Origin of the sequence: Actinophytocola sp., from assembly GCF_049647105.1 — a bacterium.
Taxonomy (GTDB): domain Bacteria; phylum Actinomycetota; class Actinomycetes; order Mycobacteriales; family Pseudonocardiaceae; genus Actinophytocola.
Genome location: NZ_JBARWZ010000009.1, coordinates 45,447 through 57,908 on the forward strand (window position 1 = coordinate 45,447; position 12,462 = coordinate 57,908).

Below are 12,462 nucleotides of genomic sequence, written 5' to 3' on the forward strand. Positions count from 1 at the left end.
ATGTGATGTCGATGTGATCAGTTGTGACTTCCGGGTGTGGCGTCGGCTGCCGCGTGACACGCGACCGTTCCCCCACCACGCACCGGCGTCGGCTCGGGGAAGGTCTGCGTGCACTCGACCATCCTGAGTGGACACCGGGCGACGAAGGGACACCCGTTCGCTGCCGCCTCGATGCCCGGCTCCGGCTTTCGCTGGGGCTGGTCGGCGGCAGCCGTCGTGCGCAGGGCTCGTGGGGTGGGGTCGGGTACGGCGTCGAAGAGCAGCCGGGTGTACGGGTGCTGGGGTGCGCCGCACACGCGGTCGGCCGGACCGACCTCCATGATCCGGCCGCGGTACATCACCGCGACCTCGTGGCTCGCGTGCCGCACGACGGCGAGGTCGTGGGCGATGAACAGATAGGAGATGCCGAGGTCACGCTGGATGTCGGCGAGCAGGTTGACGATCTGGCCCTGCACCGAGACGTCGAGGGCGCTGACCGGTTCGTCGAGGATGATCAGCTCGGGGTCGACCGCGAGCGCCTTGGCGATCGCCACGCGCTGGCGCTGTCCGCCGGACAGCTCGTGCGGGTACCGGCTCAAGTGCGCGGAGCTCAGGCCCACCATGTCGAGCAGCCCTCGCACCCGTGCCTCCCGCGCCGCACCGCGGAGCCCGAAGTGGACACGCAGGGGCTCGCCGAGGATCTGCCGGACGTCCATCAGCGGGTCGAGGGAACCGAGCGGGTCCTGGAACACCGCCTGGACGGCTCTGCGGTAGGCGGCCGGCGGGCTGCCCCGGAACCGGTCGACCTGGAACCCGGCCGCCGTGATGACACCGTGCTTCGGTTCGACCAGGCGCAGGACCGCCCTGCCGATGGTGGTCTTGCCCGACCCCGACTCGCCGACGAGGCCGACGGTCCGGCCACGTGGCACACGCAGGCTCGCGTTCGTGACGGCGGGGACGACGGACCGGGGCGCCCATGAACGCCGACGACCACCCCGGAACTCGATCGACAGGTCGTCGATCTCGAGCACGGTGTCGGCCGCCGTACCCGCGTCCGCGGTGAGGAGGTGCGCGTTCGTCATTTCGTGCCCGCATCCACGCGGTCCCGGCCGACGCTGATCCCGGCTAGTCGCAGCTCGTTGGACCGGACACATCGGACGCTCCTGGTCCGGTCGGCCGCGACTGTGAGCGGAACGGGTTCACCACGGCACGCGTCGACGGCGAAGTCGCACCGGTCGGCGAAGTGGCAGCCCTCCGGCCAGTCGACGGGCTGCGGCACGACACCTCGGATGGACCGCAGCGGCGCCGACGACGGCTCGTTGCGGGGCACCGAGTCGAGCAGGCCCTGTGTGTAGGGGTGTTCCGGCCGGGTGAAGACTGTCGCGACCGGGCCGTACTCGACGAGCTGACCCGCGTACATGACGGCCACGGTGTCGGCCACCTCGGCGACGACGCCGAGGTCATGCGTGATCAGGAGGATGGCCAGGCCCCGCTCGTCGCGGAGACTGACGAGCAGGTCCAGGACCTGCTTCTGCACGGTCACGTCCAGAGCGGTGGTCGGCTCGTCGGCGACCAGCACCTCGGGGTCACAGGACAGCGCCATCGCGATCATCACCCGCTGCGCCATGCCACCGGAGAACTGGAACGGGTAGTCCCGCAACCGCTCCGCCGCTCGCGGGATCCCGACGCGCTCGAAGAGCTCGACCGTGATCCGGTCCGCCTCCGCGCGCGAGACCGTGCGATGCGCCATGATCGCCTCACGCATCTGGTTCCCCACGGTGAACGTCGGGTTGAGACTGCCGAGCGCGTCCTGGAACACGACACCGACCCGGTTCCCCCGGATTGCACGCATCCCGGCGAAGTCGAGGCCGTCGATGTCGTCGCCACCGAGACGGATGCCCGACGCCGTCACGATGCCGGGGTAGGGCACCAACCCAAGCGTGGACATCGCGGTCACGCTCTTGCCGCTGCCCGACTCGCCGACGAGGCAGAGCAGCTCACCGCGCCGCAACCGGAAACCGACGTTCCGCACGACCTCGACCCGGCCCGCGCCGTGGTGGGGGAACGACACGGTCAGGTTCTCCACCTCGAACGCCACCGGACGCTCGGGCGCCACCGGCTCGACGGTGACCTCGTCCCGGGGCGGTGCCTTGCGGACCACGTTGAGACCGAACCGTCCCGTCGTGATCTCCCGGCTGAACAGGTCGCGCAGACCTTCGCCGATCTGGTTGATGCCGAGCACCGTCACGAGGATCGCCACCCCGGGCGGCACCGCGAGGAAGAAGTTCTGCCGGATCGTGGCCTGGGCGTCGGCGAGCATCGAGCCCCAGCTCGCGGTCGGTTGGGCGACGCCGAGACCGAGGTAGGACAGGGTGGCCTCCGCGATGATCGCGGTGGCGAACATCAGCGTCGCCTGCACGATGACCGGCGGGGCGATGTTCCTGAGGATGTGCCGGAACAGGATGCGGCCCGCGCCGACACCGGAGACCCGGAGCCCGTCGACGTAGAGCTCTTCCTTCTCCGACAGCACCTCACCGCGCACGAGGCGCAGGACCGACATGGCGTACACGATCCCGACCACGGCCATCGCCTTGCCAAGCCCCGGCCCCACCGCGGCGATGACGGCGATCGCGAGCACCAGGAACGGCACGGACATCACACCGTCCACGATCCGCATGACGATCCGCTCGAGCCAGCCACCGGCGTACCCCACGACAAGTCCGCACGGGACGCCCACCAGCAGCGCGATGCCGACGGCCTCGGCGGCGGCGAGCAGGGCGACCTGGCCACCGAAGAGGACCCTGGCGAGCACGTCGCGTCCATACCGGTCCGCGCCGAGCCAGTGCTCTGCCGACGGCTGCGCCATGCTCTGCGCGAGCACGCCGGTGTTCGGGTCCGACGGTGCCAGCACCGGCGCCAGGATCGACGCCAGCACGATGAGCAGGACGATCACACCCCAGACCAGCAGGCCCCGTTGTGTGAGGACGCGCGCCACGAAGCGACTGCGTCCCGAAAGCTCACTCACGTGGTCCTCACCTTCGGGTTCAGCCACACGTAGGAGAGGTCGACGACGAGGTTGACCAGCACCACCACGACGACCGCGAACAGCACCACCGCCTGGATGATGCTCGGGTCGTACCGCAGCACGGCGTCGATCGTCAGCGAGCCGAGACCGGGCAGGGCGAACAGCCGCTCGACCACGATCGCGCCGCCGAGCAGGTGGGCCACCTGGAACGACACCGACGTCACCACGGGTGACGCCGCGTTGCGTGCCGCGTGCTTGAGCACCACACGACGACGGGAAAGGCCCTTGCTCAGCGCCGTTCGCGTGTAGTCCTGTTGCAGCGCGAGGATCATGCTCGACCGCGCCTGCCTCGACAACGCCGCCGCGACGCCGAGTCCGAGGGCGAAGGAGGGCAGGAGGATCGACTGCAGCCACCCGCCGAGACTCTCCGTCAGCGGGATGTAACCGGTAGCGGGGAACCAGCCAAGCTGCAACGCGAAGAGGTAGATGATCAGCATCCCGACGAAGAAGCTCGGCGCGGCCTGTCCCACGGTGGAGACCATGACGACCCCGCGGTCGGTCCGGGTGCCCGCGACCACCGACGCGAGCACGCCGGAGCCGACCCCGAGAACGAGACCGAAGACAAGCCCGCCGACGGTCAGCGACAACGTCACCGGAAGCGCGGCGAAGAACAGTTTGCCGACCGACGCGCCCGTGTAGAACGACGTCCCGAAGTCGCCGTGGAACAGCCCGGTCAGCCAGTCCCAGTACTGCTCGAACCCAGGCCTGTTCAAACCCAACTGGTCACGCAGCGTATCGATCTGGTCCTGCGTGGCGTTTCCGCCGAGAATGATCTCCGCCGGGTCGACATCAGAGGCCAGCGACAGGAAGTACGTGCAGCTCACGACGACGAACACGAGTGGGATCGCGGTGAGCAACCTCATCAACACGGCTCGCATCGAGCTCCCTTGCCAGACGGAAGAGCCACCTACGGTGGGGTGCAGGTGTGTCGCGTGGACCGAAGCCCGAGACCGCCTCAGTATGTGTTGTACCGTTCAGTCAGTCAATACTTCGAGCCCGGCGGCTGCCGTACACAAGAAGGTGCATGTACAAGGCTCTGAGCCGCTTTATCAACTTCGGACAGTACGCAGTTTTGTACCGGACAGTCAGTTCCACATCGCCTCGCCACCGGCCTGGTGGCCGGGCATCCGGTGGCTCCCGCGCGTGCGGTCAGCCGCCGACGGGTCGCAGCACACGGGTAAGTCTCACCCCGGTAGCGACAACGGAAAGCAACGACGTGCGACACGGATCAGCTTGACGTCGACGCCGGGCTGGGCGGCGAGGTCGAAGTCCAACCAGGTGGGCGCGGGACCAACGGGTGCGGTAGTGCCAGTACTCACGGGTCCACTGCCAGATAGTGGTGAGCCAATCGTCTCCCCAAACGGCGACGATCGCCCAGCTTGGCCGGGGCATGCCACTGCGGGGCTGCGTCACCTGTGACCGCTAAAGCGGCCAGGCAGCGCCTCGGTGGCAGCGGGGCGCCGGCTGCCGAAACCGCCTACTCGCCCGCAGGTGCGCCTCGCCAACGCCAATGCGTCTGGGGTTCCCGGCAGAACCGGGACAGTCGGGAGCCAGATGCCAGTGCTGGGTTGATGGACTCCCCGTCGGTCAAGAGCGCGGACACCGTCGGTGCCGACACGCGAGGCTATGACGCGGGCAAGAAGTCCAACGGCCGTAAGCGGTTCATCGTGACCGACACGCTCGGGTTACTGCTGGCCACGCGGCCCAAACCATGCCAGTTCACCACCGCATAGAGTTCTCAGACACGTCGACTTGGTCGAGCGGTCGGCAGGAGCGTTGGAGAAGTACTGCCCGCGTAGCTGCTGTCCTTGGGTGGTGGCGTGCGGGTAGCCGTAACGGATGGCTTTGTCGAACTCGATTGCCTCGGTCCAGCCGCCGTCGTTGCCGCGGATCCAGCGCCATCCGGCGTTGCCGTGAAACCGGCAAGTCATCGCGAATATCTGATAACGATCTGCCGGTGGTGCGGACATACTGCTGGTGTGACACGGGATGACTGGGTGGCCGAGGGGTCGCGGGAGTTCGCGTCGTTGCGGGGCAGGCGCATCGATTCGTGGGTCGGCGTGGAGATGGCCCTGCGAGAGGATGTGGCGGGCAGCGGACCCCAGTTCAGCGAACCGGCGGTGCCCTGCCTGCAGTTGTGGGGCTTGCAAGCATCCCTGAACGATGGCAGTGCGTTGAGTGTGGGCTCGTATCAAGACGACGCGTGCTTCGGCCTGTGGACCGACCAGGAGCGCGAGTTCCAGGACAAGCTCCGGGATCGAGGACTATGGGACGGGATCTACCGCTGGAGGCCGTTGACCGAGCTGCCGACCGGCCAGGTCGACCAGGTGGCTGTATTCGTTGACGAGGTCGACGGCGTGTTGGCCGAGGTGGCGCTGCGGATCGGTGGGCGTCCGCTGCTGTTGATCGCTGGCGAGCTGTGGGAGACGTCCGAGGGTGGGCTGGAGTTCCACCGGCTTGACGAGTCGGTCCTGGTGTTCACCGATCCTGCCGCGGCTGGGCATCTTGACTGGATTCCGTCCCGTCAAGGCCTCGTCCGGATCCATGACAGCGGCAGCGGAAGTGTGGGCTCGTGTGCTGGCGGCGAGTAGTGCTGTAATCGACGACGGTGGGGTCGGGCCGGAACGCGTTTACCTAGTGACGACGGTGCCGTGCCAGGCAGCAATCATCGCAGGCAGCCAATCGGTCAGTGCGCACAGCGCGGTCGGCGGGTTGAGCGTGGTCACGTGGAGCCATTGGTCGTCGGTGACGTCGGGGAAGCCGGTGAGCCGTGAGGTCACCGCGCTGACGTTGATCCGCCCGGGGACGAGCCTCGGGGCGTCGTGACTCGCGTTGAGCGAGCCGCGTCACGCTGTGAGCATCAGCACGGGTGACGGCACGGAAATGCTTGGTAGGATCGATTCAGTAACTGCTGGATCGTCGCGGTCACTGTCGATGCGGGACATGTCGACAGGAGCTCCTTTTGACCGCCACCATTGCCACGCCTCGGGGAACCGCGGCCGCTATGAGCGCGCTCGCCTTGGGTGGGTTCGGTATCGGCACCACCGAGTTCGCCACCATGGGTCTGCTGCCGCAGATGGCGTCCACGTTCGACATCTCGATCCCGGCCGCCGGGCATGCGATCAGCTTCTACGCACTCGGGGTGGTCGTCGGCGCGCCGCTCATCGCCGGGCTGGCCGCGCGGCTGCCACGCAAGGGTCTGCTGATCGGGTTGATGATCGCGCTGGCGTTGGGCAACGGACTGTCCGCGATGGCGCCGAACGCGACGCTGCTGATGGCTGCCCGGTTCCTGGCCGGGTTGCCGCACGGCGCGTTCTTCGGCATCGCCGCGGTGGTGGCGACCACCCTCGTGCCACCAGCACGGCGGGGCACGGCGGTCGCGCGGGTCATGGTCGGCCTCACACTCGCCAATCTGGTCGGCGTGCCGCTCGCGACCGCCGCCGGACAGCAGATCGGATGGCGCGCCGTGTACTTCGCGGTGGCCGTCATCGCGATCGCCACCGCGTGCGCACTGGCCAGATGGCTGCCCCTGGTGCCGGCCGCACACGACGCGAGCCCGGCAGCCGAACTGCGCGCGTTCCGCCGACCGCAGGTGTGGTTCGCCCTGCTCACCGGCATGATCGGCTTCGGCGGCATGTTCGCCGTCTACTCCTACATCTCCCCCATCACCACCGAGGTCACCGGGCTCACCAACGCCGCCGTGCCGTGGGTGCTGGCCACCTTCGGGCTTGGCATGACACTCGGCGCCACAGTCGGCGGCCGCTTCGTAGACCGGTCGGTCACGGGCACCGTCTTCGGATCGCTGATCACGGTGACGGCCGTGCTCGCCCTGTTCGGCCTGACCGCCACCGTCCCGGCGGCAACGTTCGGCTCGGTATTCCTCATCGGCCTGGTGTCACAGATCCTCGCCTCCGCGTTGCAGGTGCGGCTGATGGACGCCTCCCCGGACGCGCCGTCGCTCGCATCCTCGTCGAACCACTCGGCACTCAACATCGCGAACGGCGCAGGCGCCTGGCTGGGCGGCCTGGCCATCACGGCCGGCTGGGGCTACGCAGCCACCGCCTGGGTCGGCGTCGCACTGAGCCTGGCCGGCCTCACAGCGGCCATCGTGTCGGCAAAGGCCGGTCGAACCGCGCCACCAGTTCCCGAACTGGCAATGGCCTGAGCCCGCCCGCCGACGCTGTGACGGCGGCCTCTCATGCCGCGGAGCGGACATACCCGGGATTCCGAGGAGCCGTTGGGAGCGGACCGCCGTCGGGAACCTCGCGGGCTGGTATCTGATGAGCGCTTCCGTACTCCTGGGTATTAGCCGACGGAGACACGATGGACCCGCCGATTGATCATGAAGTGCTCGTCAGGCGGGAGGGTGCGGGCGGTTTGGGTGCCCAGCGGAGCGCATCCGGCGTTCAGAGCGGCGCGGACCCAACCACCGTAGACCCTATCCGGCGTGAACCGAGGGAGGCGGATAGTGGCCACGGTCCGGGTTCGAACCTTCCTTCCGTTGGTCGGTCGTACCAGTGAGCTCGACGATGCGCGATCGTCGTTTGACACTGCTCTGTCCGGCCGCGCGGCCACACTCCTGATCGAAGGTGAGCCCGGCATCGGGAAAAGTCGCCTGCTGGGTGAGCTCGTGGCCGACTCCCAGGCCCGAGGATTCACGCTGCTCGCCGGCTCCGCCTACGAACTGGGGAACCGCCCGTTCGGCATCTTCCGGGAGATCGCCATGGCCAATGCCGCTGACCGCGGCAGCCAGACCTTGCGTGCGTTACTGGATTCGACCACGGCAGGCCGTGCGCAGGGGTCGGACGAGACCTTCGTCGTGATCGAGGCGATCCTCGACTGGGTCGAGCACCGCTGCGCACGCACACCGACCGTCTTGGCCGTGGAGGACCTGCACTGGGCGGACTCCTCCACGTTGACCGCGATCGACGCGCTGGCACGCCACATGCACGATCGCCCCTTGCTGATCATCGGCACGCTTCGTTCGCTGCCCAAGTCCCAGGAGATCACCCGGCTGCGCGACAACCTCACCACGGCAGGCGGACGGACTCTGCGGCTTGCCGGCCTGTGTTCCCTGGCGACCGTCGAGCTGCTCGAGCGGGCTCTGGACGCGCCGCCTGGTCAGCGGCTGCGTCGACTGGCCGACGCCGCGACCGGGAATCCGCTGTTCATCCTCGAACTGCTCAACACCTTGCAACAGCAGGGCGCGTTGTGCGCTGATGGCGGTCGGATCGACACGTCGGTCGACCGGTTCCCCGACGATCTGGGCCAGATGTTGCTGCTGCGGTACAGCTTTCTGCCCGAGTCCACACTGGACCTGTTGCGGATCATGGCGGTCGTCGGCACCTCGTGCGAGGCGAGCGAGCTGACCGCGATCAGCCGACGGGAGGCGGCGGACCTCCTCGCCGTGCTGCGGCCCGCGCTGACCACCGGTCTGGTGGACGGGTCCAGTGACCGGCTCACGTTCCGGCACGACATGTTCCGGCAGGCGCTGTATGACGACGTGCCGGTGGCGCTGCGCAGGACCCTGCACCGCGATATCGGTCAAGCGCTCGAGGTCGCCGATGCGCCGGCCAGCCGGGTCGCCGAGCATCTCGCGATTGCCGGCGAGAGCGACCAGCACGCGGTGACCTGCTACTGGCGCGCCGCCCGTGAGTGCGGCAGGCAGTCGGTACCGTTGGCGGTGCGCTGGTACGAGCACGCGCTCAACGTCCTGTCCGATCAGGATCCCTTGCGGTCGGCGCTGATCACCGAGCTCGCGCCGCTGCTGGTGCTGTCCGGGCGGATGTCCGAGGCGGAGTCGCTCGCTGCTACTGCGCTGCACCTGTCGACCAAGCAAGCCGCCCGGGTTCGGCTCGGTACGGTGCTGGGACACGCGCTCGTCCGTCAGGGCAGATGGCGCGAGGCAGGCGACCAGATCGCGTTGGCCGTCGAGGGGTGCGCCAACGTGCGAGACCGCGACATCGCGTTGGGACCGACGACGTTCCACCGACTGGTGACCGGGCAGGTGACCGACGCGGTGGCGCAGGCTGAGCGCTCACTCGCCGCTGTCGCGGGACTGGCCAACCCGGTTACCGAGGCCACCGCGCTGATGACCCTTACCCTGGGGGCGAGTGCCTGCGGTGACGTGGATCGGGCGCGTGAGCTGGGTGGCCGTGGCGTGGCTGTGACGAGTTCGGTCACCACCCCGTTTGCCGGGTTCCTGATCGCCGATGTCTGCCTCGGGATCACCCAGGTGGACGCCGACAACCTCGCCGGGGCACAGGTCACGCTCCGGCAGGGCCTTGCCAGGACGACGCGTGCGGGCATCGCCACCGTATTGCCTTACTACCAAGCGAATCTCGCCATTGTCGAGTTCCACGCAGGCAGTTGGGACGACGCCCGTGTCGAGGCCGACGGGTGCGTCGCGCTGTCGAAGGACACCGCGACTCGATGGAATCTGCATGCGATCGCGATCCTGGCGCGGATCGCGATCGGCAGTGACGACCTTGACGCGGCCGAGAGCCTTCTTGCCGTTGCTGACAATGACCTTCGGGTGTCCGGACCGGTGATGGGCGCGGACTGGGTCCTGTGGGCGAAGTCGCTGTTGCTGGAAGCCCGGCAACGGACAGCGGAAGCGGCGACCGTGGCCGCGCAGGCGTGGGATGTACTGCCTGAACTGCGTTTCCTGCACACCAACTGGTTGGCACCACCCGACACCGTGCGCCTGGCGCTGGCCGGGGGTGATGTCCGTCGGGCTCGCCAGGTGACCGAGGAGACCGAGGCCGCCGCGAAGAGGTTCGGCACCGACAGTGCGACCGGCGCGGCCTGGCGCTGCCGGGCGCTGGTGAATGATGACCCGAGCGCGGCGGTGCAGGCCGTTGAGGCGTACCGGACCGCGCCTCGGCCGGTGGAGTACGCGTTGGCTTGCGGGCAAGCAGCGGTCATGTTGGCCGACGCGGGCGCGACGAATGACGCCCGGCCGCATTTCCATGAGGCGATCGGCATGCTGGACGAGCGCGGTGTCGTGCGGGAAAGCCGCCGGATCACTGCTGCCTTGCGCGGTCGCGGAGTCCGCCGCGGCACCCGTGACCGCCACCGTCGCGCCACCACGGGCTGGCCCTCGCTCACCGAGACCGAGCGATCCGTGGCCCGGCTCGTGAGCGAGGGTCTCACCAACGCCCAGACGGCCGAGCGGATGTTTGTGTCCCGCTACACCGTCGAGACGCACCTCAAGCACATCTTCACCAAGTTGGACGTCACATCCCGTACGGCGCTGGCCGCAGAGATCTCCCGCCGTCAGACCCAGATGTAGAGAGACCACCCAAACGGGAAATTGGGTCGGCAGTCGAACGGCCGAAAGGTCGCAAAGCCGACGGTCACGCATCCCATCGGGTCTGGAAACCACCCGATAAACTGCCACCGGCTCGCCGCTGCCAGCGTGCCGGTCGACTGAGTGGCTGTTGCGCCGGACGGTGTTTCCGCCGCTGCCGAACTCGCCAGCGGAGCCGCGAGGATCCCAAGGGCCAGGGCGGCAGGTACGAACATCCGGAGGTGTCTGCGCAGGTTCATCGGTTTCTCCCTGTTCTGTTTCCATTGTCAGAGTTGAATTGATCGCGGAGCCCAGCGTTGGCGATCTTGTAGCGCTGGCGTGTATACGAGAGTCTCGTGCGAGCGGCGGAACGAGACATCCCTGACATCAGGTAGATGAACCCGGCGCCAACTTCCCGTCGATGTTCCACGCGGTGGCCAAGGGCCAATGCCACGTAGCGTAAGTTGATCATGCGGCTCGGGGTTTGAGCTTGTGGATCTTGATCGTGGCGGGTGCTTTGTGGCGTGTGCTGGCTGGTTCGCCTGGTTTCTTGACGCGGTAGGTGTTGTGACGGGCGCGTTTGACGGCGCGTGGGCAGGTGCGTTCGCGGCGTTCGGGGATCAGGAGTGCGGCGATGGCGGTCAGGTGCGCGGGGAGTTGGTCAGTCCAGTCCGGAGGGGGGAATGTCCGCCGTGCCGGTGGCGGTTCGGCGGATCAGGCGCAGGGCCTTGGTGAACGAGATCCGGTCGGGGTCCAGGTCGGCGGCCGCGGAGGCCAGCGCGGTCAACTCGCTGATCGCGTGGTGGACGATCAGGTAGGCCCAGATTTCCTGATGCGCCAGGTCGGGCAGTCGTGAGCGCAGGACTCGTCCAGGCCCGCGTAGATGGGTTTTGAGCTGGTCGTTTCCGGTTTCTTCTTCCCACCGCTGGTGGTAGGCCGCGGCCAACTCGTCGGCACGGGCTCCGTTGTCTCCGCCCGGATCGGTGATGGTGGTCAGCAGGACGATCAGCTCACCGGTGCCGCTACCGACCCGATCCGGTATGTCGTACTCGACCACCCGGGCCAGGTGCACGACCGGCAGTCCGCGTTCGTCGAAAGCCTCGGGAACAGTGTTGATGTCTGTCAGGTCCACCCCGTTGCGCGCGGCCGTGAGCAGATGTTCCCGGCGGCGCCCGCGGATGGTTGGTTTGATCAACGCCGTGAGGTAGGTCCCCTCGGCCAGCACCCGGAGCACGGGCAGGTCGAGTTGAGTCGGAGCGCGCCACACCAGCGCCGCGCCCGTGGCCTGCGCGGTGTCCCAAGCTTGCCAGGAGTAGAAGTTACGGTCCGCGGTGAGCAACTCGTCACGGCGCAGGCGGGAGTAAAGCCGTTGCGCGAGGGTCTTCTCCCCGACCCGCCAGGCGTCGACCTCGGCAGCGACGAAGGCATGCGTGCCGCACTCGGCCAACGCCACCACCCGCGCCTTCGGGAACGCCGACCGGTTCTCCCCCGACCCGGCATACCCGAACTCGGCGGCGTTCTCCTTGCTGTCGGGCACATCGACCTCGAACCCGTCGATCGCCAACAGCCGCCAACCACGCAGAAACGACCCGCGCGCAGTACCCAACGCCGCCGCCCCAGCAGCCGGCCCGGCATCCCCGCCGACCGGCCCACAAGTCCGCTCGAACAACTCAGGAAACACGTTGCGTCCCAACCGTTTCCGAGCCTGAGTAATCGCGCTGGCCGTCGGAACCGACCACGACGCGTTCCAGCAGTTCCACCGATCAAGCGACCCCGTAACCCTGGTCGCGACCTCCTCGTAATCATCATCGGGGAACAGACACAACCCCAACGTCAGATACGTGACCACATGCGCGGGCAACTTGCCATCCGACCGTTTCTCCCGCACCCCGCATGCCATGATCGCGTCATCCACCGCATCCCGCGGCACCGCGTTCACCAACACCCCCAGGGTGACCTGATCGGTGCGAACATCCGGACGATCCGCCACAACCCCACTCATAGCACGTGATCAAAACAGGGCCACCAGACCAGATCACCCAGCCACGCCGCACACCCCGGAAAACCCCACCACAACACCAAGATCAACTTACGCTACGTGGCATTG

The 12,462-nt window shown here is 67.8% G+C and carries 8 protein-coding genes and 1 pseudogene; 4 read left to right on the forward strand and 5 right to left on the reverse strand.

Going from position 1 to position 12,462, the window contains the following annotated elements:
* Window positions 1–17 precede the first annotated feature (17 nt).
* From WBA97_RS00760 to WBA97_RS00770, 3 genes are read right to left on the reverse strand one after another with little or no spacing between them, the layout of a single operon-like run.
* Window positions 18–1,061, reverse strand: a complete 1,044-nt coding sequence (locus tag WBA97_RS00760; protein WP_424228658.1) for an oligopeptide/dipeptide ABC transporter ATP-binding protein — start codon at window positions 1,059–1,061, stop codon at window positions 18–20.
* Entirely contained in the window at window positions 1,058–3,004 is a 1,947-nt protein-coding gene (locus WBA97_RS00765; RefSeq protein ID WP_424228659.1) for a dipeptide/oligopeptide/nickel ABC transporter permease/ATP-binding protein, read from the reverse strand. The genes WBA97_RS00760 and WBA97_RS00765 overlap by 4 nt, the downstream gene beginning before the upstream one ends.
* Window positions 3,001–3,942, reverse strand: a complete 942-nt coding sequence (locus WBA97_RS00770) for an ABC transporter permease (RefSeq protein ID WP_424228660.1) — start codon at window positions 3,940–3,942, stop codon at window positions 3,001–3,003. The genes WBA97_RS00765 and WBA97_RS00770 overlap by 4 nt, the downstream gene beginning before the upstream one ends.
* Before the next feature lie 684 nt (window positions 3,943–4,626).
* Here WBA97_RS00770 and WBA97_RS00775 point away from each other — a divergent pair.
* Together WBA97_RS00775 and WBA97_RS00780 are read left to right on the forward strand one after the other, a co-directional pair.
* Window positions 4,627–4,776: pseudogene (locus WBA97_RS00775) on the forward strand (transposase); the annotation flags it as partial.
* 108 nt (window positions 4,777–4,884) lie between these two features.
* Window positions 4,885–5,655, forward strand: a complete 771-nt coding sequence (locus tag WBA97_RS00780) for a hypothetical protein (protein WP_424228661.1) — start codon at window positions 4,885–4,887, stop codon at window positions 5,653–5,655.
* A gap of 39 nt (window positions 5,656–5,694) precedes the next feature.
* On the opposite strand, the gene WBA97_RS00785 is transcribed toward WBA97_RS00780, so the two are convergent.
* Window positions 5,695–5,844: a hypothetical protein gene (locus WBA97_RS00785; protein ID WP_424228662.1), complete on the reverse strand. Its 150-nt coding sequence runs from the start codon at window positions 5,842–5,844 to the stop codon at window positions 5,695–5,697.
* A gap of 224 nt (window positions 5,845–6,068) precedes the next feature.
* Between WBA97_RS00785 and WBA97_RS00790 the strand changes: the two genes are divergently transcribed.
* Together WBA97_RS00790 and WBA97_RS00795 are read left to right on the forward strand one after the other, a co-directional pair.
* Entirely contained in the window at window positions 6,069–7,229 is a 1,161-nt protein-coding gene (locus WBA97_RS00790) for an MFS transporter (protein WP_424228663.1), read from the forward strand.
* A 303-nt stretch (window positions 7,230–7,532) separates the two neighbouring features.
* Window positions 7,533–10,358 carry an AAA family ATPase gene (locus WBA97_RS00795; protein ID WP_424228664.1) on the forward strand — a complete coding sequence of 942 codons (2,826 nt, stop codon included), beginning with the start codon at window positions 7,533–7,535 and terminating at the stop codon, window positions 10,356–10,358.
* Between the two features lie 658 nt (window positions 10,359–11,016).
* On the opposite strand, the gene WBA97_RS00800 is transcribed toward WBA97_RS00795, so the two are convergent.
* Window positions 11,017–12,345, reverse strand: coding sequence for an IS4 family transposase (locus WBA97_RS00800; protein ID WP_424228665.1), 1,329 nt, complete (start codon window positions 12,343–12,345; stop codon window positions 11,017–11,019).
* Between the last annotated feature and the right edge of the window lie 117 nt (window positions 12,346–12,462).